Source organism: Alphaproteobacteria bacterium (assembly GCA_040216735.1).
GTDB lineage: Bacteria > Pseudomonadota > Alphaproteobacteria > SHVP01 > SHVP01 > CALJDF01.
The window spans coordinates 1358019-1383984 of sequence record JAVJOO010000002.1; the positions used below are offsets into that span (position 1 = coordinate 1358019).

27 protein-coding genes are annotated in these 25966 nt (G+C 62.4%); 8 read left to right on the forward strand and 19 right to left on the reverse strand.

Annotation, left to right across the window (positions count from 1 at the left end; all coding sequences use genetic code 11):
- Complete coding sequence (locus RID42_07900; GenBank protein ID MEQ8247592.1) at positions 1-495, reverse strand: MarR family transcriptional regulator; 495 nt, start codon at positions 493-495, stop codon at positions 1-3.
- A 76-nt stretch (positions 496-571) separates the two neighbouring features.
- Here RID42_07900 and RID42_07905 point away from each other — a divergent pair, with 76 nt between their 5' ends.
- Entirely contained in the window at positions 572-1474 is a 903-nt protein-coding gene (locus RID42_07905; protein MEQ8247593.1) for a branched-chain amino acid aminotransferase, read from the forward strand.
- A gap of 15 nt (positions 1475-1489) precedes the next feature.
- On the opposite strand, the gene RID42_07910 is transcribed toward RID42_07905, so the two are convergent.
- From RID42_07910 to RID42_07960, 11 genes are all read right to left on the reverse strand, one after another.
- Positions 1490-1984: a molybdenum cofactor biosynthesis protein MoaE gene (locus RID42_07910; GenBank protein ID MEQ8247594.1), complete on the reverse strand. Its 495-nt coding sequence runs from the start codon at positions 1982-1984 to the stop codon at positions 1490-1492.
- Between the two features lies 1 nt (position 1985).
- Positions 1986-2237 (reverse strand): molybdopterin converting factor subunit 1, encoded by a 252-nt coding sequence (gene moaD / locus RID42_07915; GenBank protein ID MEQ8247595.1) that lies wholly within the window; start codon positions 2235-2237, stop codon positions 1986-1988.
- On the reverse strand, positions 2234-3445 hold the full coding sequence (locus tag RID42_07920) for a molybdopterin molybdotransferase MoeA (GenBank protein ID MEQ8247596.1): 1212 nt from the start codon (positions 3443-3445) through the stop codon (positions 2234-2236). Before RID42_07920 ends, moaD begins: the two co-directional genes overlap by 4 nt.
- A 46-nt stretch (positions 3446-3491) precedes the next feature.
- Complete coding sequence (mobB, locus tag RID42_07925) at positions 3492-4013, reverse strand: molybdopterin-guanine dinucleotide biosynthesis protein B (protein MEQ8247597.1); 522 nt, start codon at positions 4011-4013, stop codon at positions 3492-3494.
- Positions 4010-4591: a CDP-diacylglycerol--glycerol-3-phosphate 3-phosphatidyltransferase gene (gene pgsA, locus RID42_07930; GenBank protein MEQ8247598.1), complete on the reverse strand. Its 582-nt coding sequence runs from the start codon at positions 4589-4591 to the stop codon at positions 4010-4012. Before pgsA ends, mobB begins: the two co-directional genes overlap by 4 nt.
- Before the next feature lie 45 nt (positions 4592-4636).
- Complete coding sequence (gene uvrC / locus RID42_07935) at positions 4637-6526, reverse strand: excinuclease ABC subunit UvrC (protein ID MEQ8247599.1); 1890 nt, start codon at positions 6524-6526, stop codon at positions 4637-4639.
- Positions 6527-6913: 387 nt separating this feature from the next.
- Entirely contained in the window at positions 6914-7333 is a 420-nt protein-coding gene (locus tag RID42_07940) for a dihydroneopterin aldolase (GenBank protein MEQ8247600.1), read from the reverse strand.
- Entirely contained in the window at positions 7330-8088 is a 759-nt protein-coding gene (locus RID42_07945; GenBank protein MEQ8247601.1) for an SDR family oxidoreductase, read from the reverse strand. Before RID42_07945 ends, RID42_07940 begins: the two co-directional genes overlap by 4 nt.
- A complete protein-coding gene (locus tag RID42_07950) occupies positions 8085-9053 on the reverse strand; it encodes a calcium/sodium antiporter (GenBank protein MEQ8247602.1) in 969 nt (322 codons plus the stop codon). The genes RID42_07945 and RID42_07950 overlap by 4 nt, the downstream gene beginning before the upstream one ends.
- 209 nt (positions 9054-9262) lie before the next feature.
- Positions 9263-9712: a YeeE/YedE family protein gene (locus RID42_07955; protein MEQ8247603.1), complete on the reverse strand. Its 450-nt coding sequence runs from the start codon at positions 9710-9712 to the stop codon at positions 9263-9265.
- Position 9713: 1 nt separating this feature from the next.
- Positions 9714-10136, reverse strand: a complete 423-nt coding sequence (locus RID42_07960; protein ID MEQ8247604.1) for a YeeE/YedE thiosulfate transporter family protein — start codon at positions 10134-10136, stop codon at positions 9714-9716.
- A gap of 163 nt (positions 10137-10299) precedes the next feature.
- Between RID42_07960 and RID42_07965 the strand changes: the two genes are divergently transcribed.
- On the forward strand, positions 10300-10905 hold the full coding sequence (locus RID42_07965) for a nitroreductase family protein (protein MEQ8247605.1): 606 nt from the start codon (positions 10300-10302) through the stop codon (positions 10903-10905).
- Here RID42_07965 and RID42_07970 read toward each other — a convergent pair.
- The gene (locus RID42_07970; GenBank protein MEQ8247606.1) at positions 10902-11747 is read right to left on the reverse strand and encodes a GNAT family N-acetyltransferase; all 846 of its coding nucleotides are present in this window, start codon (positions 11745-11747) and stop codon (positions 10902-10904) included. The two genes, RID42_07965 and RID42_07970, sit on opposite strands and share 4 nt — an antisense overlap.
- 7 nt (positions 11748-11754) lie before the next feature.
- Entirely contained in the window at positions 11755-13941 is a 2187-nt protein-coding gene (gene uvrB / locus RID42_07975) for an excinuclease ABC subunit UvrB (GenBank protein MEQ8247607.1), read from the reverse strand.
- Between the two features lie 137 nt (positions 13942-14078).
- Here uvrB and RID42_07980 point away from each other — a divergent pair, with 137 nt between their 5' ends.
- From RID42_07980 to msrP, 4 genes are all read left to right on the forward strand, one after another.
- The gene (locus RID42_07980; protein ID MEQ8247608.1) at positions 14079-14909 is read left to right on the forward strand and encodes a formate/nitrite transporter family protein; all 831 of its coding nucleotides are present in this window, start codon (positions 14079-14081) and stop codon (positions 14907-14909) included.
- A gap of 89 nt (positions 14910-14998) precedes the next feature.
- Complete coding sequence (locus tag RID42_07985; GenBank protein MEQ8247609.1) at positions 14999-16204, forward strand: pyridoxal phosphate-dependent aminotransferase; 1206 nt, start codon at positions 14999-15001, stop codon at positions 16202-16204.
- A 36-nt stretch (positions 16205-16240) separates the two neighbouring features.
- On the forward strand, positions 16241-17164 hold the full coding sequence (locus RID42_07990; GenBank protein ID MEQ8247610.1) for a 2-dehydropantoate 2-reductase: 924 nt from the start codon (positions 16241-16243) through the stop codon (positions 17162-17164).
- Positions 17165-17278: 114 nt separating this feature from the next.
- Complete coding sequence (msrP, locus tag RID42_07995; protein ID MEQ8247611.1) at positions 17279-18253, forward strand: protein-methionine-sulfoxide reductase catalytic subunit MsrP; 975 nt, start codon at positions 17279-17281, stop codon at positions 18251-18253.
- Positions 18254-18298: 45 nt separating this feature from the next.
- On the opposite strand, the gene RID42_08000 is transcribed toward msrP, so the two are convergent.
- The 4 genes from RID42_08000 to RID42_08015 form a co-directional block, all read right to left on the reverse strand.
- A complete protein-coding gene (locus RID42_08000; GenBank protein ID MEQ8247612.1) occupies positions 18299-19093 on the reverse strand; it encodes a dienelactone hydrolase family protein in 795 nt (264 codons plus the stop codon).
- Positions 19094-19334: 241 nt separating this feature from the next.
- Positions 19335-20225 carry a LysR family transcriptional regulator gene (locus RID42_08005; GenBank protein MEQ8247613.1) on the reverse strand — a complete coding sequence of 297 codons (891 nt, stop codon included), beginning with the start codon at positions 20223-20225 and terminating at the stop codon, positions 19335-19337.
- Between the two features lie 8 nt (positions 20226-20233).
- Entirely contained in the window at positions 20234-21202 is a 969-nt protein-coding gene (gene trxB / locus RID42_08010; GenBank protein ID MEQ8247614.1) for a thioredoxin-disulfide reductase, read from the reverse strand.
- Positions 21203-21304: 102 nt separating this feature from the next.
- On the reverse strand, positions 21305-22294 hold the full coding sequence (locus RID42_08015; GenBank protein ID MEQ8247615.1) for a mitochondrial fission ELM1 family protein: 990 nt from the start codon (positions 22292-22294) through the stop codon (positions 21305-21307).
- Between the two features lie 68 nt (positions 22295-22362).
- On the opposite strand from RID42_08015, the gene RID42_08020 reads away from it, so the two are divergent.
- Entirely contained in the window at positions 22363-22878 is a 516-nt protein-coding gene (locus RID42_08020; protein ID MEQ8247616.1) for an Lrp/AsnC family transcriptional regulator, read from the forward strand.
- A 44-nt stretch (positions 22879-22922) separates the two neighbouring features.
- Positions 22923-25466: a PAS domain S-box protein gene (locus tag RID42_08025; GenBank protein ID MEQ8247617.1), complete on the forward strand. Its 2544-nt coding sequence runs from the start codon at positions 22923-22925 to the stop codon at positions 25464-25466.
- On the opposite strand, the gene greA is transcribed toward RID42_08025, so the two are convergent.
- The gene (greA, locus tag RID42_08030; GenBank protein MEQ8247618.1) at positions 25463-25945 is read right to left on the reverse strand and encodes a transcription elongation factor GreA; all 483 of its coding nucleotides are present in this window, start codon (positions 25943-25945) and stop codon (positions 25463-25465) included. The two genes, RID42_08025 and greA, sit on opposite strands and share 4 nt — an antisense overlap.
- Positions 25946-25966: the final 21 nt, after the last annotated feature.

A 25966-nucleotide genomic window follows, 5' to 3' on the forward strand; every position in this document is an offset into this window, starting at 1 on the left:
TCAGCTCTTCTGAACGGACTTGAGAACGGCGGCACGATCGGCGGCGTCGACAAGCCCGAGAAGTACCTTGCGGTAGCCTTCCACCGCTTCGGCGCCGGCTTCGCGGTAGGCCTGGGCGACCCGCGCGCGTTGGGCCTCGGACACGCGCCGCTCCAGTTCGCGGCCCTTCTCGGTGAGGTAGAGCAAACGCTGGCGCCTGTCGCGCAAGCCCTTGCGCTGCTCGACATAGCCCTCGGCGACGAGCTGGCCCAGGACACGGCTCAGGCTTTGTTTGGTGATGCGCAAGATGGCGAGGAGTGCCGCCACCGTCATCCCGGGGTCGCGTTGAATGAAATGGATCGCCCGGTGGTGTGCCCGGCCGAATCCATACTCCGCCAGGATCGAATCGGGCTCGTTGGTGAAGTCCCGATAGGCGTAAAAGAGGAGTTCGATCCCCTGCCGAAGCTCTTCGTCGCGGAGGAACAGCGGGTTGATTGTGGGTTTTACGTCAGCCATGTTGACATATGTGACTTACATTGTTACAAGAATGTCCCCGAGAGGGTTACATAATTAATCATCAAGCGGTGGCGCCATGTCCCTTGTTCCATTCGACGATCGTGACGGTGTTATTTGGTTTGACGGTAACCTCGTGCCGTGGCGGGACGCGAACGTCCATGTTCTGACCCACGCGCTGCACTATGCTAGCGCGGTCTTCGAAGGGGAACGAGTCTACGAAGGCGAAATCTTCAAACTGACCGAACATACCGAACGCCTTCATGGATCGGCGAAGCTGCTCGGCTTTGAGATTCCCTACTCGGTAGCGGCGATCGATCAAGCGTGCCGCGATGTCGTGAAGGAACTCGGTTTTCGCGACGGGTACCTGCGTCCTATTGCTTGGCGTGGCTCGGAAATGATGGGCGTGTCGGCGCAACAATCCAAGATCCATGTGGCGATCGCGGGATGGGAGTGGCCGTCCTATTTCAACCCGGAACAACGCCTCAAGGGCATCCGCCTCAAGACCGGTCCCTGGCGGCGACCGGCGCCCGACACCGCACCGTGCAAGAGCAAAGCGGCAGGTCTCTACATGATCTGTACCCTCTCCAAGCATGAGGTCGAGCGCCAGGGTTATGACGACGCCCTGATGTTGGATTGGCAGGGGAATATCGCCGAATCGACAGGCGCCAATATTTTCCTGGTCCAGAACGGCGTTTTGCACACACCAACGCCGCGAAACTTCCTCGACGGGATTACCCGTCAGACCGTCATCGCACTGGCAAAGAACCGTGGCTACGAGGTGGTAGAACGGATCATCGCGCCCGAAGAGCTAGGCAAGACCTCGGAGGTCTTCCTAACTGGCACCGCCGCGGAGGTCACGCCGGTGGGGTCGATCGACGATCATCGGTTCACGGTGGGCGCGATTACCCAGACCTTGATGGCCGATTATGACAACACCGTTCGCCGCCGCCCGCTCCAGGCGGCCATCGCCGCGGCATGAACCGTCGCAACCGTGCTAGCGACGGGGCCTAGCGTTTAGGTCGGCGGGGTCAGACTTAGGCTGCGCCGACCACCGCGCGGTCGCCGCTTCGTCGGCTTCGCGCGCGTCGACCCATTGTGCGCCGCTGCCGGTTTCTTCCAGCTTCCAAAACGGCGCTTTGGTCTTCAACCAGTCGATCAGGAACGCACACGATTCCAGTGCCGCCGCGCGGTGCGCGGAGGTTGTCGCGACGAGTACGATGCGATCGCCCGGCTCCAACCGGCCATACCGGTGGATGATCAAGCAAGATTCCAGCGGCCAGCGCGTGCGGGCCTCCTGTTCAATTGCCGCGAGCTGTTTCTCCGTCATCCCGGGATAATGTTCCAAGGTCATGGCCGCGACATCGGTGCCGTCGGCAAGGTCGCGCACCGTGCCGGTGAAGGTCGCGATGCCGCCGATGCGCCGGTTGCCCGCGGTCAACGCGTCAAGTTCGGCGCCGATGTCGAAGTCTTCGCGTTGAACCCGGATCACGTCACCCTCCCGTTACCGGCGGAAATAGTGCAACCTCGTCGTCGTTGGCGACGGGATCGTCATCGCGAGCGTATTCTTGGTTCACCGCGACGCGCACGACAGACAGGTCCGAGAGCGCTGCCGCATGGGCGTCGCTCCGTTGGCGAAGCCAGGTAAGCAGCGCTCCCACGGTAGCGATGTCGCGCGGGACCTCGACGGTTTCTTCGGCGACGCCAACTCGTTGCCGCAACCAGGCGAAGTACAGCACTTTCACGGCAACACCTCGCTGTAGGGAATGAACGGAAGAACATCGCCATGTGCAACGGAGGACAAATCCTCGCCGAGTTCAATCAACCCGTCGGACTCAACCATCGACGTCATAATCCCGGCGCCATCGCGGGCAAATCGGTGTGCAATCGGTAGATCGCCGTCGGCACCGTCGAGCCGGGCCCTGATCCACTCGCGCCGGCCAATTTTCTTGCGACAGGAGAAACCGGCGGCGACGGAGAAGCGGTGCGGCGACGCGACGTTGGCGCCGGCCATTCGATGGACAATGGGGCGGACGAACATCAGAAACGTCACCATCACAGCGACGGGATTTCCTGGAATGCCGACAAAGGCGGAATCACCGATCGTTCCGAGTGCGAGCGGTCGCCCCGGTCGGATCGCCAGCCGCCAAAAATGGAGACTGCCGAGGTCCGCAACGACGCTGCGGACATGATCTTCGTCGCCCACCGAAACGCCGCCGGAGGTGACTACCAGATCGTTGCGGGTTGACGCCTGGGCTAGGCCGGTAGCGATCGCCTCACGCCGGTCGGGCAATATTCCAAGGTCCTCGACCGTGCAACCCATGCCCTGGAGCAGCGCGGTCAACGCGTAGCGGTTGGCATCGTGAATGGCGCCCGCTGGCAACGGCTGCCCCGGCTCGACGATTTCATCGCCGGTCGAGAAGACCGCGGCGCGGAGGCGGCGCCGGACCGAGAGATCGGCGTGACCCGCGGCGGCGGCAAGACCGATATCCTGGGGCCTTAGGATCTGTCCCGGCGGCAGAATAATGGTGCCCGCGGTCATGTCCTCGCCCGCGCGGCGGCGGTTCGCACCGGGATTGAGTCCCGGCGGGATGGTGACGCTGTCACCCCCAAGGCTGCAGTCCTCCTGCATCGCTACGGTATCGAGACCGGCCGGCATCACCGCGCCGGTAAAGATACGCACGGCGCAGGACGGCGGCACCGTGTCCGACCACGGATGGCCCGCGGTTGCGCGACCGGCGACCCTGAGGAGCGTCGGCGAACCGGCCCGAAGGTCTGCGGATCGAAAAGCGTAACCGTCGACCGCGGCGTTGTCGTGCGGCGGGACGTTGCCCGGGGCGGAAACACGTTGGCCCAAGATACGGCCATGCGCTTGCATTAGTGGTAGACGCTCGGTGCCGACCACGGGTTTGAGTCGGGTCTCGATCAGGGCCAGCGCTTCGGCGGTCGTCATCAACCCGCTCCCGGGGGTGAAACAATCGTTGCCGAGTTGTGCCATTTCAGATTTTTCCGCCGGTCGTGCCTGCGTCCAAGCCGCAATGCCGGAGGATGAAACGGGCGATCCCGGTGGGGTCGTCGAGCGACAGAACGGGACAGGTGAGCTTCGGCCATGGCCGATCGCTCGCCACCGCCACTACCTGCGGATCGTCCCCCCACAGGATCGGTGCGGCGTCGTCGCCGCGGACGACCTCCATTTTGTCGTGGGTACTGCGTTTGAAGCCTTCGACGAGGACGAGATCGACAGGCGACATCCGCGCCAACAGTTCGTGCAAGTCCGCTTCGGGGCCATCGCGATGTTCGTGCATTAATGCCCAGCGCTTGGCCGAAGACACCATGACCTCGTGGGCGCCGGCGGCGCGGTGCTCGAACGAGTCCTTGCCCGGCTGGTCGACGTCGAATGCGTGATGGGCGTGCTTTACTGTCGATACCGTCAACCCGTGGGCAACGAGGACGGGCAGGAGCCGCACCATCAGTGTTGTCTTGCCGCTCCCCGAATATCCTGCAAGGCCGAATACCTTCACGGCGAATCCGCCTTGGCGTTGCGGTGCGGGCGATCGGGTCGCATGTGAGCGAGGCCGCCGCGCAAGTAGTCGTAACCGGTGTAGACGGTGATCGCCGCGGCGACCCAGAGAAGGGCGGTCCCGATCGTATCAGCTTGGGGAATGACGTCGGTCAGCAGCAGCAAACCGATGGCGACAAGTTGGACGCCGGTCTTCCATTTGGCCAAACGGCTGACCGCCACGTCGACGTGTTTGCCGGCGAGGAACTCTCGCAACCCCGACACTAGAATCTCGCGCAGCAGGATGAGCAGCGCGGCAATCACGGCGCCACCGGCCAGGGTGCCCGTCGCGACCATCATGAGCAGCACTGCCGCGACCAGCAGTTTGTCGGCGATCGGATCGAGGAATCGACCGAAATCGGATGTTTGCTGGCGCCGCCGGGCGAGCATCCCGTCGAAATAGTCGGTCACGGCGGCATAGGCGAACAACCCGAAGGTCGTCCAGCCGTTCGCCGGTACCGGCAAATAGAAAGCCGCAACGATCAAGGGAATGACGGCGATGCGCGACAGGGTCAGCAAGTTCGGAAGATTGGTATCCATTGTCACCGGGGCGATTGATGCCGTCCCATACTACGCGCCGCGGCGCTAGGTTTCGCTGTGGAAGAAGCCGTACACCACTTTAGCTACGTTGCCGCTGATGCCCTCGACTTTCTCGAGGTCGTGTAGACCCGCCCGGGCGACCTCGCCGGCGGAACCGAAGTGGTGCAGCAGGGCCCGTTTGCGCCGGGCGCCAATGCCTGGAATTTCATCGAGCGGCGACGTCCCGATTGCCTTCGAGCGGCGCGCGCGGTGGCTACCGATCGCGAAACGGTGCGCCTCGTCGCGCAGGCGTTGGATAAAGTAGAGGACGGGGTCGCGCGGCTCCAAACGCTTCACGGTGCCGTCGGCGAGGAACAATCGTTCCCGCCCGGCATTGCGGTCGGGCCCCTTAGCGACACCTGCAAGGGGAATTTCGCTGAGCCCGAGATCGGCGAGGACGTCTTTGGCCACGCCAAGCTGACCCTGTCCGCCGTCGATCAAGACCAGGCCCGGCCACAGCGCCCGCGCTTCGTCGTCGTCCTTGAGTAAACGCTTGAAGCGGCGTGTCAGCACTTCGCGCATCATGCCGTAGTCGTCGCCAGGGGAGATCTCCGTGTCGCGGATATTGAACTTGCGATAATGGTTCTTCATGAAGCCGTCGGGGCCTGCCACGATCATCGCACCGACGGCATGGGTGCCGCTGACGTGGCTGTTGTCGTAGACCTCGATTCTATCCGGGGCGTTCTCCAGACCGAAGGTTTCCGCAATGCCCTCGAGCAAGGCGCGCTGGGTCGCACTTTCGGCCATGCGCCGGCGCAATGCGTCGTCCGCGTTGTCCAACGCGTGGCGGACGAGATCGGCTTTCTCGCCGCGCTGGGGTTTGTTGATCTTGACCGAATGCCCGGCCCGCACCGAAAGCGCCTCCTCAACCAACGCGCGCTCGCCGCAATCGTGGCTTACGAGGATTAACCGCGGTGCCGGTCTGCTTTCGTAGAATTGCCCGAGGAACGCGGTAAGGATTTCCGGCGGCTCCAACGATTGGGCGTGGACCGGGTAGTAGGCTCGGCTGCCGAAATTTTGGCCGCTCCGGAAGAAAAAAACCTGCACGCACACTTGGCTGCCCTCTTGATGTAGGGCGATCACATCCGCTTCGTCGACAGTTTGTACATTGATTCCCTGGCGCGCTTGGATGTGTGCAAGTGCGCGAATGCGGTCGCGGTACATCGCGGCGGTCTCGTAGTCGCGGGTTTCTGCCGCGGTCGTCATCAGTGCGGCGAGCCGTTGCTGAATCTCGTGGCTCTTGCCGGTGAGGAATTCGCGCGCTTGCTGCACGATTTCCTCGTAGGGGTGTTTCTCGATGCGCCCGACGCATGGTGCCGTACACCGTTTGATTTGGTACTGCAGGCATGGCCGGGTCCGACTCTCAAAGATCGAATCGCTACAGGAGCGCAAAGGGAATGCGCGTTGCAGCGCCGAGAGCGTGCGGTTGACTGCGCCGGCCGACGCGAAGGGGCCGAAATATTCCGCATCCCGGTCGCGCGGCCCCCGGTGCTTGGCAATCTGCGCCCAGGCGTGGTCACGGCGGATCATGATGTAGGGAAACGATTTGTCGTCCCGCAGGGTGACGTTGAAGCGTGGCTTGAGGCGCTTGATGAGATTCGATTCAAGCAGCAACGCCTCGACCTCGGTGTGGGTCGTGACGATTTCCATCGAGGCGGTCGCCGCGATCATGTTCAGGATGCGGTTGGTATGCCCGGTGCGGTTGGCGTAACTACCTACTCGCCGCTTAAGGTTTCGAGCCTTCCCGACATACAGCACCTCGCCCCGGCGGTTCAGCATGCGGTAGACGCCGGGGACGCTCGGCATACTTCTTAGGGCGGCGCGAATGACCGCGCGTCCGTTGTCCGACGGCAGGTCTTCTTCGGTCAGGTCGGGATTGCCGGGGGACGGGGTCATGGCTTGGTTATAGGGGTCATGGCTTGGTTATATCGCGACCGTGGACGGACCCGTCAACGGGCACACGACAGGATTGATGACAAGGCCGACGCTACCCGCCAAGGTGGTGCAATGTGACGGTCCCGTGATGATGTCCACGACTCCTGGGGACAAGTTTGTGGACGGGTTGCCGGTGGAGGGGGTTCAAGCGTGGTTTTCCGTGCGCGACTTCACAATGCCCAATTTATAGGCATCTTCTGCAACCCATTGAATTTGCAGAAGATATCAAAATCAAGTGGTTCCTAATCGGGACCTTGTGTTTGTTCTGCAACACCCGTTTCGAGCGTGCCAGCGCCCATGTGCACAAGTTTCACCGGTCCAGGCAGTGTCGGCGATTCGTGGGTAATGTCAGGGCCCTAGGCTCTGCCGTCGACGTTCAATCTCAACACCGACGCTGCTTGCATCGGCTAGCGCCTGGAGTTTTTCGATCCGAACCCGGGTCGCAATGACCCGATCGTCGGCCAGCGTCAGGCCGGCAATTTGCTCGGCGAGGGTCTCGACCAAATTGATGTGGCCGGCCCCGATCAATTGGCGCACACCCTCGACCACGGTTTCGTAATCGACGACGTTTTCCAACTGATCGTTCAAGGGGTGCGCATCCTCCCTGACGGTCAGATCGATGTTGATCCGGACTTTTTGGGTGCGGCGCTTTTCGTGCCGGTGGACGCCAATCTCGGCCAGCAGCAGGAGATCCCGCACAAACACATGGCGCACGCCGTTTTCGGCGTCGGCGAGCCGCAGCGGATGAATCGTCGATACGCCGGTCATTCCAGTGGCGCCCCGCTCGCGGTTCTCCAAGTTAGGTGGGCGCCGCCATCCAGGGCGATCATCTGCCCGGTCATGCCCCGTGCGGAGAGGATATAGCGCACTGCATCGCAGATTTCTTCCGGCGACGAGCCGCGACCGAGCGGGGTGGCGGCGCACTGGCGAGCGAAATCCGCGGCGCTCTGCCGGCTACTCGGTAGAACGGGCCCCGGTCCGATGCCGTTGACTCGAATCCGAGGGGCAAGCGCGAGCGCGGTCATTTGGGTGAGCCCCCACAGACCGACCTTGCTCACCGAATAGGATAGAAACTCGCCGGTCAGGTTCCAGACCCGCTGGTCGATCAAATTGACGACATTGCCTTCGGTCTCCGGCGGCAGCGCATCGGCAAAAGCGCGGGTGAGAAGTGCCGGCGCCCGCAAATTGATGTCGAGATGGGTATCCCACAGGTCGACGCTGAGGTCGCCGATAGAATCGCGTTCGAACGCCGAGGCGTTGTTGACGAGCACGGTCACTGGGCCCAGGACGGCGACCGCCCGGTCAACCAGCTCGACGGTTTCGGCGGGGTCCGCGAGGTCGGCGGCCAGGGCGACCGCGGTACCGCCCGCGGCGACGATTTCGTCCACCAGGGTTTCGGCTTCGACCGGCGAGCGATGGTAGTGGGCGGCAATAGTCCAGCCGTTCGTCGCCAGATCGAGGGCGATGGCGCGGCCAATTCGTTTTCCCGCGCCGGTCACCAACGCACCGCCCTTGATACTCATTCGATCGACATGCCCGAGAAGCCGGCGAACTGCGACCACACATAAAGTACGTAGGCGCCGGTGAAGATCGTCCCAACTAAGCGGCCTAATCGCAGATGCCAAATGATGAACGGTACCACGACGACGACGGCGAGGATCATGATCGGGATGTCGAATGCGAGCATTCGCGCAGGGACCGGGATTGGCGTGACCATCGCCGTAATTCCGCCGACGCCGAGCAAATTGAAGAGATTGCTGCCCAAGATATTGCCGATCGCGACGTCGGCGTGCTTCCGAACCAGGGCGACGAAGGACGTCACTAGTTCCGGGAGCGACGTGCCGAAGGCAACGAGGGTCAGGCCGATGACCGCTTCGGAAATACCGATGTCGCGCGCGATATTGACCGCACCTTCGACCAAAAGGGACGAGCCGATAAATAGCGCGATCAACCCGCCGACGACGGAGGCGACGATGAGGGATTTTTTCTGCGGCCCCGATTCGAACTCTTCCAGTTCTTCCGCGTAGAGCTGGGCGGCGGCGGCGTCGCGTCGGGCCATGGTGTAGGCCAGGCCCAGGTAGCCGGCGAGCATCGCGACCATGGCAAAGCCTTCCCACCATGAAATGACGTTATTCAGTCCCAAAGCGGCCACGATCACGCTGACGAGGAATAACAGGCCGATGTCGCGGGCCGCCGCCCTGTTGCCGGCTCCGAGCGGGGCGATGATCGCTGGCAGGCCGAGTACAAGGAAAACGTTGGCAATATTGCTGCCGACGATGTTGCCGAGTGCGAGTTCGGGCGATCCCTTGAGCGCCGCGCCGATACTAACGATGAGTTCGGGCGACGAGGTGCCGAAGGCTACGACGGTCAGGGCGATGACGAGGGTAGGAACCCCGAGCCGATGGGCCAGCGCGACCGATCCACGAACCAGGAAGTCGCCGCCGAAAAACAGCAAAAGAAGGCCGCCGGCGACGAAAAGAAAGTCCATGTGGGGCGTCCGATCGATTGCCGCCCGGGTCGGTAGGGCGAAGAAAACCAGGATACTGCTGCCAACAGGCAGTCGGTCCCCCAATCTGGGGTAGTTTTACCTGAGTTTTCAAGTGCAACGCCGGTGGCGGTTGCGAAAAAAGCGGGCCATGCCGTCCATTGGCGGTGGACGAACCGGTGCAGCGCTAACGCGCGGTTGCCGGTGCAGCACTACCGCGAGGTTGAAGGAGCGGCAGATAGGGGCGCAAGGACTGCCAGAATTTTTGGTCCCACGAGCAAACCCAGAATCATCGCGGCAATGAAAACGTATGATTCAGTTTGGCCTCCTACCAATCCCGATATCGCCGGGCCGGGGCACAGTCCGACCAAACCCCATCCCGCGCCGAAGACGGCGGCACCGCCGATCAGTCGTCGGTCAATGCGTTCGGATGCCGGTAGGTCGAAGGCACTTCCGTAGAACGGGACCGAACGCTTCAAGATAAATCGGAAAGCCACAAATGTGACGACCACTGCACTACCCATCACGAGGATAAGGCTGGGGTCCCAGCTGCCGGCGACATCAAGGAAGGCTTTGACCTTCAAGGGATTCACCATCTCGGAAACGGCCAAACCCAAGCCGAATAGGATGCCTGCGGCAAGGGCCGAAAGATTGCGGACCATCTTACCCCCCCACGACGTGGCGGACGACGAAGACGGTGAGGGCGCCGGTGCCCACGAAGGTCAGCGTCGCGACGAGCGAACGCGGTGACAGCCGGGCCAGTCCGCAAACGCCGTGGCCCGATGTGCACCCCGCGCCGATGCGCGTCCCGACGCCCGTCAGGATGCCGCCGAGGATGACGACCGGCCAACCGACGTCGAAGGCGATGACCGGTCGATCGATTGCGGCCAGCCAAATGCCTGACCCGCCGATCAAGCCCACGATGAAGAACAATCGCCAAGACCAGTCGTTGCCCGTGGGCCGCAAGAGCCCCGCGAGGATGCCGCTAATTCCGGCCAGACGGCCGTTGATCGCAAGCAGGAGCGCCGCGGAGAGCCCAATCAGACCGCCCCCAGCGATCGCCGATATCGGCGTGAAGTTTTCCATGGCAAGTCCCTGAATGGTTGAACAGCCGGAAGGTGGTGCTGACGTGTCCGGTTGCAAGGTATTAATTTACAGTATTGGAAATGAGTATAAAGTAAATTACAAATATTTGATGTTTTTAAGGCTTGCCGCTATAAGCCGCCCGATCACTGCATGCGAGGGCTCTATGCTTGAAAAACCCGCCGATACCGCGTCCCCGATCCACCCGCTCCTCGGCAACCGCTGGAGCCCGCGCGCGTTCGCCGACAAACCGGTCGAACCGGCAAAATTGCTGGCGGTTTTTGAAGCGGCGCGGTGGGCTGCTTCCAGTAACAACGGTCAACCCTGGGCTTTTGTCGTGGCGCAAAAAGACGACCCTGCCGCCTTTGCGCAGATGATCGATTGCCTGATGCCAGGCAACCAAGGTTGGGCGTCGCTGGCACCGGTTCTCATCCTCACCTTTGCCAGGCCGACCTGGCCCGGTGAGGATCGCCCCAACCGCACCGCCCAGCACGACGTTGGGATGGCAACCGCGATGATGTCGATCCAGGCCGAAGCGCTCGGCCTGCGCACGCATCACATGGGCGGAATCGTCCTCGACAAAATCCGTGAGGTCTATGCCGTGCCGGACGACTTCGACCCTGTCAGTGCGATCGCACTGGGTTATCAGGGCACGACGGACTTGCTGGCTGAAGAAAAGGACCGAGCCCGCGAAACCCTTCCGCGGACACGGAAGGCCCTCGCCGAAATCGTGTTTACCCAGCGATTCGGTCAGGCCGCGACTCTCGTTTAGGCGGGCGACTCGTTTGCGGTGTCCAGCAGGTACGAAGAAACGGTGCCAACGTCGCGAAACCCGATGTTCCGATAAACCCCGCGGCCCATCGCGGAGGCCTGCAGGACGCCTGTCAAGAATCCGAATTTTCGTCCTTCGCGCATGGCATGACGGGTGAGGGCGGTGCCGATGCCACGCCGCCGGTACGCGGCGCGGGTTGCAAGGTTCTGGAGCGTCGCGACGCCACAGTAGGTCGTCAACGTTGCCATCCCCACGGCGATCCCGTCGACCCGCGCGACGAAATGTTGGTGCGGTTGTTTGGCATCCAAACCGATCGCCCGGTGTAACTGAAACGAGGGCTCGGCCGCGAAACGCGGGAACTCGAACCCTTCGACCCCGATTTCGTTCCATTCACGCAGCGTCGACTCGTCTCGAACCGCCTCGATCGAAATATGCTCGGTGGCCTCGTCGTGATCCTCGAGGTGGGTGAGGTCCATCGCCATGGCGACCGCATCGTCGCCAAAGGAAAAGCCGCCTTCCTCCAGACGCAAACCAAGGTTGTCGGGCGCACCGTCCGGACCGAGTCGCCAAATCATCGGAACGCCGAGGTGATGCGCGTGGGAGACGACCGTTGCGATCCGGCGCTGGGTTTCGCCGCGCGTGAAGCGGGCGCCGTACACTTGATTGAAAAATATGTGAGGCACCGGCGCCTCGGTCCACGTCACGTCGGGTTCGACATGAACCGTAATCCCCGGCCACACGGTCCAGGACCGAAAATGCGCCCAGCAGGTCTCGCAAACGATCCTTGCGAGGTCCGCGGCCTCGGTCGTCGGCGGCACGGTCGCCCGAGAATCGCCCGCCATCAAAGCGTCAGATCCACGTCGTCTTGTTGGTCTTGCCGCGGCGAACCCGCGTTCCGGCCCGACCGCCGGACGATCGCGCGCCGCTCTTGAGGTCCCGTTGCCGGGCGCGGACGTCCTTTGCCGATTCGCCCGGCAGCCCGAGCTCCGCACTTTCCAGACGACTGATTTCATCGCGCAGGCGGGCCGCGTCCTCGAATTCGAGATTAGAGGCGTAATCCAGCATCTTCTTTTCGAGGTCTTGAATGTGCGCCCGCAGATTGTGGCCAACCAGATGCTGGAACCCGTCGCCGTCTTCGGAGAGCCCCGGCGTCACATAGTCCTTCTCGAACACGCTTTGGAGAACGTCGGAGATATTCTTCTTCACGCTCTCGGGTGTTATCCCATGGGCCTCGTTGTAGGCGCGCTGTTTGTCGCGGCGGCGTTCGGTTTCCTTCAGCGCGTAGTCCAGGCTGTCGGTCATTTTGTCGGCGTACAGGATCACCCGGCCTTCGAGGTTGCGCGCCGCCCGGCCGATGGTTTGAACCAACGACGTGCGGGACCGCAAGAAGCCTTCTTTGTCGGCATCGAGAATCGCGACGAGCGCACATTCCGGGATGTCGAGACCTTCGCGCAGCAAGTTGATCCCAACCAAGATGTCGAAGGCGCCGAGCCGCAAATCGCGCAAGATTTCGATCCGTTCCAGCGTGTCAATGTCTGAATGGAGATAGCGGACGCGCAGCCCCGCCTCGTGCATGAACTCCGTCAGGTCCTCCGCCATGCGTTTTGTCAGTGTCGTCACCAACACGCGATAGCCCCGGGCGACAGTTTCGCGGCACTCGTGCAACAGGTCGTCGACTTGGTTCTCGACCGGCCGCACCAGACAGACCGGGTCGATCAACCCGGTGGGGCGGATCACCTGGTCGACGATGACCCCAGCCGCGCGCTCCATCTCGAACGGGCCCGGCGTTGCCGAGACATAGACCGTCTGCGGCCGCATGGTGTCCCACTCTTCGAATTTGAGCGGGCGATTGTCGATGCACGAGGGTAGGCGGAAACCGAACTCCGAAAGCGTCGACTTGCGGCGAAAGTCGCCCTTGAACATGCCGCCCACCTGCGGCACCGAGACATGCGACTCATCGACGATGAGCAACGCATTGTCGGGCAGGTATTCGAACAACGTCGGGGGCGGCTCGCCCGCCTTTCGACCGGTCAGATAGCGCGAATAGTTTTCGATCCCGGCGCAACTGCCGGTGGCTTCCAGCATTTCGATATCGAACTGGGTGCGTTGCTCCAACCGCTGCGCTTCCAGGAGTTTGTTGGTAGATCGGAACTCTTCGAGCCGCACGACAAGGTCTTTTTTGATCTGCTTGATGGCCTGGGCGATCGTCGGTCGCGGGGTCACGTAATGCGAGTTGGCGTAAACGCGAATGGATTCTAGCTTTTCGGTCTTCTCACCGGTCAACGGGTCGAACTCCACGATCGATTCGATTTCATCGCCGAACAGAGACAGGCGCCAGGCGCGGTCTTCATAGTGCGCGGGGAACAGCTCGACCGTGTCGCCGCGCACCCGGAACGCACCGCGGACAAAACTTTGATCGTTGCGCTTGTATTGCAGTTCGACCAGACGCTTGAGCAATTCCCTGAGCGGGAAGGTCTGACCCACCGCCAGCGGGATCGTCATGTCGAGATAGGTTTCTGGCGAGCCCATGCCGTAAATGCACGACACGCTGGCTACGATAATCACGTCGTCGCGCTCGAACAAAGACCGCGTTGCGGCGTGGCGCATGCGATCGATCTGTTCGTTGATCGAGGAATCCTTCTCGATATAGGTGTCCGTCCGCGCGACGTAGGCTTCGGGCTGGTAGTAGTCGTAATAGGACACGAAATATTCGACGGCGTTATTTGGAAACAGTTCGCGCATTTCGCCGTAGAGCTGTGCGGCAAGGGTCTTGTTTGGCGCCATGATCAGCGCCGGTCGCTGGGTCTGGGCGATGACATGAGCCATCGTAAAGGTCTTGCCCGACCCGGTGACGCCGAGCAGGACTTGATCCTGCTCGTCCTCGCCGATGCCGCTCACCAGAGAGGCGATTGCCTCCGGCTGATCGCCCGCGGGTTTGAAGTCGGAGGCCAACTCGAAGCGAATGCCACCCTCGCCCTTTTCGAAGGGCAGCGGGTAGGGCGCGAGATCGACGACGGAATCCGGTTGGGAAGCCATGGCCCCATTTATATGTTGCGCGGGCCGTCCGTTGCTAGGCCGCCACGCCGCTCTCCTGACAGCATGGTGTCAGCAAAGGCCGACGATTGCGCGGGATCAACGCGCTATTGCTAGAGTTTCCGCCATGATGTCGACAGATGGCAAACCGCGACGAAACGGCTTTCACGCTTCTGGATGCGTATGCTCCCGCTGAGGTCGCGCGGCGGGTTGAAAGCGCGGGCGTTGCCAAGGCGGGTCTCCCCCTAGTCCCAACACTGGCGCTGGGCGTCTTGGCGGGCGCCTTCATCGCCTTTGGGTCGCTTTTTTACTTGGTCGCAGTGACCGATTCCGGTCTCGGCTACGGGATCGAGCGCATTGTCGGTGGAATCTGCTTCTCGCTCGGGCTGATTCTCGTCGTCGTCGCCGGTGCCGAACTCTTCACCGGCAACAACCTCATCGCGATTGCCTGGGCCGACCGGAAGATTACGTCGCGGCAATTGCTGCGAAACTGGGGCCTAGTCTTCGTCGCCAACTTTGCCGGTGCCGTCGCGACGGCAGTTATTGTCGATCTCTCGGGGATCATGGGTGCCCACAACGGGGCGTTGGCCGAGACCGTCGTACGGATCGCCGCTGACAAATCGGCTCTGCCGTTCGGCGAGGCGTTCTTGCGCGGGCTCCTGTGCAACGCTTTGGTCTGTCTCGCGGTGTGGCTGGCGATGGCGGCGCATTCGGTTTCGGGCAAAATCCTCGCGATCGTCTTCCCGATTGCGGCATTCGTGGCCCTCGGTCTCGAGCATTCGGTCGCCAACATGTTCCTTATTCCGCTCGGGTTGTTGGTCGCGCCCGACGGCCCGGTCGCAGGCCTAACGCTCGGCGGTTTGGCGAGCAATCTTGTCCCGGTAACGCTGGGCAATATCGTCGGTGGCAGCGTCTTCGTCGCCCTGGTCTACTATGTCGTCTATATCCGCGGGGTTCGGCCCCAGGGATAGGCCGGAGTACTGTTGCACGTCCCCGACGAGGGGCGTAGTTTGCCCGCGAATTTCCGCCGTTTTAGCCCGCCACAGAAGGAACTTGGACTATGGGCTTCATTGCCGACTCGCTGGGCCGGATCAAGCCGTCCCCGACCATTGCCATGAGCGATCTCGCGCGCGCCCTCCAAGCCGAGGGGCGCGATGTCATTGGGCTTTCCGCGGGCGAACCCGATTTCGACACGCCCGACCACATCAAAGCCGCCGCAAAGGCGGCGATCGACCGCGGCGACACCAAGTACACGACCGTCGATGGTACAGCGGCGTTGAAGCAGGCGATCGCGGGCAAATTCAAACGCGACAACGACCTCACCTACGATCCCAAGACCGAGATCACGGTCGGGACCGGCGGCAAGCAGGTCCTGTTCAACGCGATCATGGCGACCGTTAATCCCGGCGACGAGGTCGTAATCCCGGCGCCCTATTGGGTGTCCTATCCCGATATCGTGCTGCTGGCGGGCGGCAAGCCGGTCATCGTCAAGGCCCCGGCGTCGAAGGCCTTTCGGTTGCAGCCGGAGGATCTGGAAAAGGCCATCACACCGAAAACCAAATGGTTCATCATCAACTCGCCGAGCAACCCGTCGGGTGCCGCGTACACCGCGGACGAGCTCCGCGCCCTGGGTGCCGTCCTTGAACGCCACCCCCATGTCTGGGTGCTCAGCGACGACATGTACGAGCATCTCGTTTATGACGGCTTTACCTTCACCACCATGGCGCAGGTTTGTCCCTCCCTGCGCGACCGGACGCTCACCCTGAACGGCGTCTCCAAAGCCTACGCCATGACCGGGTGGCGCATCGGGTTTGCCGGCGCTCCCGCGGTGCTGATCAAGGCGATGGGGAAGCTGCAATCGCAAAGCACAACCAATCCGTCGTCGATCAGTCAGGCCGCAGCCGTCGAAGCGCTGAACGGACCAAGCGAGTTTCTCAAGGATTGGGTCAAGGCCTTTGCCGGTCGGCGCGATCTCGTCGTCGGCATGTTGAATCAAGCCACGGGATTGACCTGCCCGAACCCGGAAGGTGCGTTCTACGTCTATCCGTCCTGCGAAGGATTGATCGGGAAATCGACGCCCGACGGCCGCAAGATCGAGAATGACGAGGATTTCGGTAAGGCATTGCTCGAAGTCGAAGGGGTTGCCGTCGTGCACGGGGCCGCTTTCGGACTGGAACCGCATTTCCGCATTTCCTATGCGACCTCGACCGAAATCCTGACCGACGCTTGCCAGCGCATCCAGCGTTTCTGCGCGAGTCTCCGCTAGGCTCGGACGTCACGAGACACTATTGGAGGGCGGGGCATGAAAATCGCGATCATGGGGTCAGGCGGTGTCGGGGGGTATCTCGGCGCGCGCCTTGCCGCGGACGGCCACGACGTCAGTTTCATTGCCCGCGGCGCACATCTTGCGGCAATGAAAGCGAATGGCCTTAGGCTGGATGACAAGGACCGGCCGGTGACGATCGCGCCGGTAAAGGCGACCGACGATCCGGCGACCGTTGGACCGGTCGATGTCGTGATCTTTTCGGTCAAGGTCTACGACGCCCAAGCCGCCATCGAGGCCATGACGCCGTTGATCGGGCCAAACACGGTTGTGCTCGACGTCCTTAATGGCGTCGAGAGTCACCAGTGGCTGATCGCGGCGTTCGGTGCGGCGCATGTGTTGCGCGGTTCGATCTATATTTCGTCCCATATCGCCGCGCCGGGCGTCATCGTTCACGAGACCCCAGGCGTCCGTCTGGTGTTCGGGGCGCTCGACCCGGCGGCGCTCGGCGCGGCCGAATCGCTAAACGCAGCCATGATCGTGATCGGCGTTAAGTCGGTGCTGACCGACGATGTCGAATCGGCCATTTGGTCGAAGATGGTCATGCTCACCGCCCTGAGCGGGATTTGCTGTCTCGCGCGGCTACCGATTCGTGATGTCATGGCGGAGCCTGAGGGCGCGGAACTCGTCAAACGTGCCATGCAAGAGGTTGCAGCGGTCGCCGCGGCGCGCCGGATTACGCTAGAACCCGGCGCACTCAGTTCGGCACAGCGATTCGATCCGACCAAAATCCCCGCGATCAAACCGTCGATGCTGCACGACCTCGAGCGCGGCAAACCGCTCGAAGTCGAGTGGTTGTCCGGCGCCATTTCGCGTTTCGGACACCAAGCCAAAGTGCCCACGCCAACCCACGATGTGGTCTGGGGCGCGCTGAAACCGTTGGCGGCGGGCGGTCGCCCCTAATCGATTAGCTGGCGTCTTTGGGAGACTTTCGTGAGAAGTCTCACCGACACTTGAGTTGTAGCGGTCGCGCGCGACCGCTACGTCCATAGGCAGCGCAATTGGCGGGAGACCAGCATGCTGATCAAGAACCCCAAGGGTTGGGAGGTTTCCGAATCGACCGCGACATCCGAGTCGGTCTATTTGAATCGCCGGCAACTGATGAAGGGTGCCGCGGCGGGCACGATCGTCGCCGCGACAGGCTCGGTGCTGGGCAGCGTCGCCCAGGCAGCGACTGAGGCCGACCCGTCGGCGCATCTATATCCCGTCGAACGCAATCCCCGCTATACGCTCGACCGCGATCTGACGCCGGAAAAGGTCAACGCCACCTACAACAACTTCTACGAGTTTGGGTCGCACAAGGAAATCTGGCGCGCCGCCCAACGCCTGCCGGTTCGCCCGTGGACCGTGCGGGTTGACGGTATGGTCGAAAAGGAGATGGAGTTCGGCATCGACGATCTCTTAGCGAAGATGCCGCTGGAAGAGCGTCTCTATCGCCACCGGTGCGTCGAGGCGTGGTCGATGACCATTCCCTGGAGCGGGTTCGAGATGAGCCACCTCATCAAGTTGGTGCAGCCTCTAGGATCGGCGAAGTACGTCGAGTTCCGCAGCTTTTTGGATAAGAGCTTCGCGTCCGGGCAGCGCCAATTCTGGTACCCGTGGCCCTATGTCGAAGGTCTGACCATTGAAGAGGCGATGAACGAAATGACCTTCATGGTCACCGGGACCTACGGCAAGCCTGCCCCGCCCCAGCACGGCGCACCGATCCGCGTAGCTTTGCCCTGGAAGTACGGGTTCAAGTCGGCAAAATCGATCGTCAGCATTACCTTCACCGACAAACGCCCCAAGAGCTTCTGGGAAGAGATCCAGTCGGCCGAGTACGGCTTTTGGGCCAACGTCAATCCGGATTTCGATCATCCGCGCTGGACCCAGAAAACCGAGCGCGTGCTTGGCACGGATATGCGGGTCCCGACGCTTCTCTACAACGGCTATGCCGAGCATGTCGCCGATCTCTACAAGGACATGCCGCAAGACCGCGCGCTCTTCACCTAATAATCCGAGGCGCGCTTTTGAGCCCGCCGAACCCGGTGGGTAAGGTCAGGCCGACAACTGCTCGGTCAAGAACGCGAGGACGCGGTCGCGGGCCGCGAGCGTCGGATGTCCGGTTTCGTCGACGAGGTCGTTGGTCAGAACGCTGTGGCGCATCCGCGTAGCGGCATAGCGACCGGGAATTTCGATCTCCTCGAAACGATCGCCAAAGCTGTCGCGCAATCGCGCAAACCGTTCCCCTGGGCACGCGGGATCGGTATCGAAGCGCAGGCCCAAGATCCGTGCGCCGTCGCGGGTTCGCCGTTGGGCCGCCGCAAGCGCCTCTTTAGATAGATGTAGCCCACGTTTGCGCTCGCGACCGAGCGGCAGCGGCAGCGACGGTTGGGACAGGACCGGGGCCATCATCGATGGCTCCATCATCAGCGCGAGCGCAAAGTTGCCGGTCAGGCACATGCCGACGGCACCGACGCCCGGTCCGCCGCACCGGTTGTGGAGATCGCGGCAGAGTGCGCGCAACCAGTCGGTGATGGGGCTCGTTTCTTCGGCGGCCAGACACTTGAATTCGCGGCTGATGCAGGTGCGGGCAAAGGACGAGAGGATGTACGCGGTTGACTTCGGCTTCCCCGGCACCCCGAAGAGTGAGGGCATCGCGACCTGGAACCCGGCCTCGACGACCCAGCGGGCGAATCGCACGACTTCCGGGGTGATGCCGGGCACCTCGTGAATGACAATAACGCCAGGGCCGCTGCCCGCGGAGAACACCGGCCTCGTCTTTCCGCCATAGGTAAACGGCGTACACGTAAAGTCGTGCAGGACAGCCTCGGTCACCGGCCTACGCGCCATCGCGTCACCGTAGGAGCCGCGGCAAAAAAATGCCGAGCCCGAAGGCTCGGCAAGTCATAACAGGGAGGCTTAACGTCTGGGAGACGTGCAGGCCCGAACAAGGGATTGTGGGGCCTACCATCCAGCCTCGGAATTCGATGCCGGATTTGAACAATACTTAGGTCCGACCATGTCACAGGACCACCCCTTAATGTGCAAACCACCTATGCGATTCTCGCATAGGTAACCTAGGGTCAATGCGTCAGAATCGCCAACCTGCGACCTTGTTGAGCAAGAAGTCCCGGAAAACGATGATTTTCTTCGTCTCGCGCAGTTCGTCGGGATAGACCAGGAACGTGTCAAAGGACGGCGCCGCGACGTCCTGGAGTACCCGCACCGCCCTGGATCGATCGGCAATCATATAGTCAGGCAAAGAGGCGACGCCGACATCGCTTTCGACCGCGAGGAGGAGCCCGTAGACGTTGTTCACCGTCAGCACCGGCTCGAGGTCGATGCCATGCTTCCGGCCCTCTTTCTGCAACCAATTGATCTCGGTGACCGGCGGCGGCGTGTCCTCGCCGTAGGTGATGATCCGATGGTTCTTGAGGTCGGCGAGATCGCGCGGAACGCCGTAGCGCTTCAAATAGGTCGGCGACGCATAGAGATGGTTGTGAACGGTCAGCAGACGCCGTTGCACGAGGTCGGCCTGGGTCGGTGGACGCATCCGAATGGCGATGTCCGCTTCGCGCATACTGAGGTCGAGCAACCGGTCGTCGAGCACCAACTCCACGGTGACTTCCGGATAGAGCTCCAAGAATTCACCGATTCTCGGGGTCAGCCAGGTCGAGCCGAAGCCCACGGTTGTGGTAACCTTCAGCTTCCCCGTTGGTCGCTCGCGCGCCTCCCCGAGGACAGCCTCCGTCATAGCCAGTTTTGCAGAAACCTCGTGGGCCGTTCGGTACAGCGATTCGCCCTGCTCGGTCAGGCTCAGGCCGCGCGCATGGCGGTGAAACAACGGCGTACCGAGCTCGCCTTCCAGCGCGCTGATCTGCCGGCTGATCGCCGATTGGCTGAGGTTTAGCGTGTCGCCAGCGCGGGTGAAACTGCCAGCCTCAGCAACCGCATGAAAGACCTTCAACCGATTCCAATCCATGCGGTTGGCTACTCGGCCGCGGCAACGGCCGGCTCTTCAAGGGCGGCGAGGAACTTCTCGGTGTCCAGCGCGGCCATGCACCCGGTCCCGGCAGCGGTCACGGCTTGGCGATAGATCTTGTCTTGGACGTCACCCGCGGCGAAGACCCCGTCGATATTCGTCCTAGTGGAACCGGGTTTGGTGATCAAATAGCCTTCCCGGTCCATGTCCAGCACGCCCTTGAAAAGTTCGGTGTTGGGCGTATGCCCGATGGCCACGAAAACCCCGTCGACGGCCAGGGTGTCGGTCTCCCCGGTTTGGACGTTGCGCAACCGTGCCCCGGTCACGCCGAGCGGGTCGGCCGCCCCGACAACCTCTTCGAGGACGGTGTGCCAGCGGACCTCGACCTTTGGGTTCTTGAACAGGCGGTCTTGCAGTATCTTTTCTGAGCGAAGTTCGCCGCGGCGGTGGATCAGTGTGACCTTCGTGGCGTGGTTGGTGAGGTACAACGCCTCTTCGACCGCCGTGTTGCCCCCGCCGATCACCGCAACCTCGCGGCCGCGAAAAAAGAAGCCGTCGCAGGTCGCGCAAGCGGAAACGCCAAAGCCCTTGAATTTATCTTCGCTCGGTAGGCCCAGCCATTTGGCCTGGGCGCCGGTGGTCACGATCACGGCATCGGCGGTGTAGGTGTCGCCGGAGTCGCCGACGGCATGGAACGGACGGCGTGACAGGTCGATTTCGGTGATCGTGTCGGCGATCATGCGCGTGCCCACGCTTTCAGCCTGTTTTTGCATTTCCTCCATCAGCCAGGGGCCCTGGATGACGTCGGCGAAGCCGGGATAATTCTCGACATCGGTGGTGATCGTCATTTGGCCGCCCGGTTGGATGCCGTGCACCAACATCGGCGCGAGGTTGGCGCGCGCCGCATAGATCGCGGCTGTGAGGCCAGCAGGACCGGAACCCAGGATCAAAACACGGCTGGTATGCTGCTGGGACATCGGAACCTCGTAGCTGGTGGGCGAAGCCATGCGCGCAACGCATGCCACCCCAAAATTAGGACTTTGCAACGGCTTTGCAAGCGCTCTAGGCGGGAGGATCGTTCAGCGAAAGCCCGCGGGGAAGCGTGCGGCCAATAGGTCTCGGATTTCCGCGGCGACGCGCGCCGTCTCGTGCAGCGGCGGATACGTCCACGGCGCCCACTGTCCGTCGAAGGCGCGGCTAATCCCGCGCTGCCGCAGGGTTTCGTGGAAACGATCGAACTTCGGCGATCCGCCGGCCAGTTTGGCGATCAGCAGGGGTTTGCCCGTGCTCGCCGCCTCCGAGGCCATGCTTACCGAGTCCTCGGTCACCACGATCCCGTCGGCAAGTGCCAACATCCCGGTGTAGGGGTTGTCTCCCGTGCCGTCCCAAAAATCCACGGGGAACCCAGCAAGTGCAGCTCGGAGAATATCGCGGCAGGCCCGGTCCGTGCGCCGCGACGCGGTGACCATTAGGCCGGCGCCGGCGGCGGAAGACAGGGCCCGCAACTGGGCACCGAGTCGGGTGGCGGTCGCAACGGACATCCGGTGGTGTTTGCTGGCGCCGCCGATGAGTACGGCGATGCGAGGCTGAGGGAGAGGCCTGAACCTGTCGGCCCACCGCGAAGCCGCCGTGGCCAAGGCGGCAGGTGTGACACGGTGCAGGGACCCCACGGTGGTCAACACGTTTGCACCGTTCAAGCCGTCATGTTCGGGCGCAACGACCCGATCGAAATGCGACGGGGCGACCCGGGGGTTTTGGATCTGGACCGTAACCGTCGCGCCCTGGGCGGCACGTCGGATGGCGATGGCTGGGCCGACGCTCGGTCGCCCGGCCGCAATTAGCACGCGCGGCCAAGGGGGGTGGAGGTCCGGCGCCGTCGCGCTCCATTGCAGGGCCGCGGTTCCGGTCGCGGCCCAAAACCCCGCCGGCAGCCAATCGGTCGCCCGCCGCCGGCGTAACCGGAGTACCGTGAACGGGAGATCCAACGCCTCGGCAAGCCCAATGCACTGGTTTTCCGTCCCGGCCTTGCCGTCGGACAGCACCCAGCAGGGCGTTTCCGGGTCGTTCATGCGCAATAATCTTTCACGAATACGAAACTTTATTATAATGCCGCGCCGCAGCGCAGGACGGAGAAGGTATGGCCCGGGTCAAACTCGACAAGATCGACCAACGGATTCTGGTCGATCTCCAGCGCGACGGTCGCATGACCAACGTCGACCTCGCAAGGCGGGCCGGCATTTCCGCGCCACCGTGCCTGCGGCGGGTCCGGGCGCTGGAACGCGACGGGTACATCAGCGGTTACCATGCCGATCTCGACGCCAAGGCCCTCGGCTTCGATGTCACGGTATTTGCGATGGTTGGCCTGGATTCCCAGGCTGAAAGCGATCTCGTCGCGTTCGAACGACGCTGCGGCGACTGGCCCATGGTGCGCGAGTGCCACATGTTGGCCGGCGAGGTCGACTTTTTGCTGAAGATCGTGGCCCACGATTGGGACGAGTATCAGACCTTTCTCACCAAGGAGCTGACAGCGGCACCCAACGTTGCGCACGTCAAGAGCTCTCTCGCAATACGTGCAAGTAAGGTGCTTCCCGGGGTGCCCCTGAGGGTGGCCTCGGAACCCGAGGCTGCGGAGGTGCCCGTAATCGGCGCGTAGTCAACCGAATGGCGCCGGACTTGGCGCCGGTAGATGGTTGGGCCATGACAACCGAGGACATGGCGCTTCAGCGACCGTTCAGCACCGGTCGATTGGTCTATTTGACCCTGTGGGGCCTCATGCTCGCGCTCTTCGTCGCGTTGGGCGTCGTGGCGTTAAAAGAGGTTGTTGCCGTCGAACGAGCGGGCGAGGCGGTCGGTCAAACGACGGCGACCGCGCTGTCGGAGCTGGCCCGCGACGGCGTGGACTGGAGCACCTCCGACGCCGTTGAAGCGATTTTGGGGCGGGTAGTGCTCGCGTTTCCCTCAACGACGATCGTCCCGAGCGGTGCAGTGCGGGCGCAATTGACCGGGCTCGACGGGACGGTGTTCCAGGCGTATGGGGCCATCCCGCCGACACCTGTTTACACCGAGACCGTCGCCGTCTTGGGGCGCGACGGCAGGGTCGCGACACTCACGATTGTCCAGTCGCTGCGCCCAACCTTTCCTGTGCTCGCAGTGTTCGTCTTGCTGGTTGCGATGGCAGGTATCGGCGGTTTTGCCGCGTTCAAGATGGTTCGGATCGCCGAACTCAACCGCAACGAAACACGCCTTGAAGTGCTGACTCGGGTTAGCCGGGAAAAACACCAAGAGGCCGCCGAGGCCCATGCCCGACTTGCCATTATTCTCGAGGCAAGCAGCGACGGATTTGCGCTCTTTGACGAACACGACCGGTTGGTATTTTGGAACCGCACGTTCGCGCGCCTTAACGGCGATGTCGCAAAACTTCTTCATGTCGGGCTGCCGGTCGAGCAGATGACATGGGCCATGGCCGAGAATCTTCCGTCACTGTCGCGGGCTCAGGTTCGCGACTGGCTCAACGATCGCGGTCGCGATCTCGCCGCCGACGGCGAGCATGTCAGCATCTATCGAACGCCCGATCGGCGCCTAATACGCAGCTTCGAACGGCGTCTTGACAACGGTCAGACGGTGGCGACGTTGAGCGATATCACCGAATTGACACGCAAAGACCGCGAACTCGAGAAGAGCGAACGACAGTTGCGCCAAGTTTCCAACAATCTCCCGGTAACGGTGTCGCTCGTGCATCGCGACGGTCGGCTTGGCTTCGTCAACCTCGCTCGTGCCGAGGCGGCAGGCGTTTCGCCCGAACAAATGGTCGATCGCTCTTGGCGCGATTTTCACACGGCGACTGATGCGGCAAAGCTGCAAGCCATTTTGGACCTCGGATTTTGCGGCGAATCGGTTACCCAGGAGGTGACGCTCGGCGAGGAACCGGCGCAACGCAAAGTCGAGGTCCGTGTGGTGCCGCTGCACCGCAACGGCGACGTCGATTCCGTCTTTATCTTCGGCATTGACGTTACCGAGCGGTGGCGTTTGGAGGGGGAGCTTCGGCAAGCGCAGAAGATGGACACGCTCGGTCAATTGACCGGCGGTATCGCCCACGACTTCAATAACCTCCTGACCGTGGTCCTCGGGAACCTCGATCTTGCCGAGGAGGCCCTGCCGACCGATGCCCCTTCGATTCATGCGGTTCGGTCCGCCCGTCGCGGAGCGCTGCGCGCGGCGGAACTCACCCAGCGGTTGCTGGCGTTTTCGCGCCGCCAGATGCTCCAACCGCGCAAAGAGTCGATCGCCGATCTCATCGGCGGCTTTGCCGACCTCCTCGTGCGATCCCTGGGCGAGAAGATCGAGGTGCGCCTAAACCTTGCCGAAGATATGCCGCAGGCGCTGATCGACGCCGGCCAACTCGAAAACGCCGTCCTCAACCTTGCGCTGAATGCCAGGGACGCGATGCCGACCGGCGGCATTGTCACGATATCTACCGGCGCTGCCGTCGTCGAAACACCGCGCCGTCTAATAGGCGAAGACGTGCTCGCGGCCGGTCGGTATGCGACGGTATCGGTGACCGATTCCGGTACGGGGATGTCCGAGGACGTACTGTCGCGCGCTTTCGATCCGTTCTTTACGACGAAGGATGTCGGCAAGGGGAGCGGCCTTGGCCTGCCGATGATCTACGGCTTTACCCGGCAATCGGGTGGCGGCGTCGAGGTCGATACTGCGTCGAATCGCGGCACGACGGTCACGCTGTATTTTCCGGTTGCCGAGATCGCGGCGCCAGTGTTGGAGCCCGTGGACACCCGCGGCAGTGTCGGATTGCTGCGCGGCACCGAAAGGCTCCTGGTTGTGGAGGACGACGACGACGTGCGCGAGCATCTCGACGCGTCGTTGCGGTCGATGGGCTACCGCGTTGTCGCCGCGGCGGATGGACCGGCGGCACGGCTTGCGTTGACAGCGCAGGGGCCGTTCGACCTCATCGTGAGCGATGTCGTGTTGCCCGGCGGCATGGACGGTCGGGCTGTGGTTTGCGCTGCACAGTCGCTCGGTTTTCGCGGGCCGGCGTTGTTTACAACCGGATATGCGCGCGGTGCGTTCGATGATGCCGGAGGCGGGTCCGAACGCTGGGCCGATGTTGCGCTGCTCATGAAGCCCTACTCGCGCGAAGAACTTGCGCAACGGGTTCGTGCGCTTCTCGACGGCAAGGAGACGGCTAGTTCGGCGGCACCGGCACCCGTTGCCGCTAGCACCTAGCTCGACTGAGTGTATTTCAGGGAAATTATTTCGTAGGACCGCGGGCCCTTGGGCGTCTTGACCTCTGCCGAATCGCCGACGGACTTGCCAATCAGCGCCCGCGCGAGCGGCGCCGCAATCGACAATCTCCCTTGCTTGATATCGGCTTCCTCGGTCCCGACGATTTGGTAGGTCGATTCCTCGTCGGTCTCTTCGTCGACGACGGACACCGTCGCCCCGAACATTACCGTGGTGCCCGACAACGTCGATAGGTCGATGACTTCGGCGCGGCTGACTTTGTCCTCAAGTTCAGCAACCCGCCCCTCGATAAACGCCTGCCGTTCTTTCGCCGCATGGTATTCGGCGTTCTCCGAAAGATCGCCATGCGCGCGGGCCTCTTCTATCGCCTTGATGACGGCCGGACGCTCTTCGCTCTTGAGGCGTTTCAATTCTGCTTCAACGCGCCGAAAGCCTTCGGCGGTCATGGGTTCTTTGATCATGGGGTAATCTTACCAGAGATC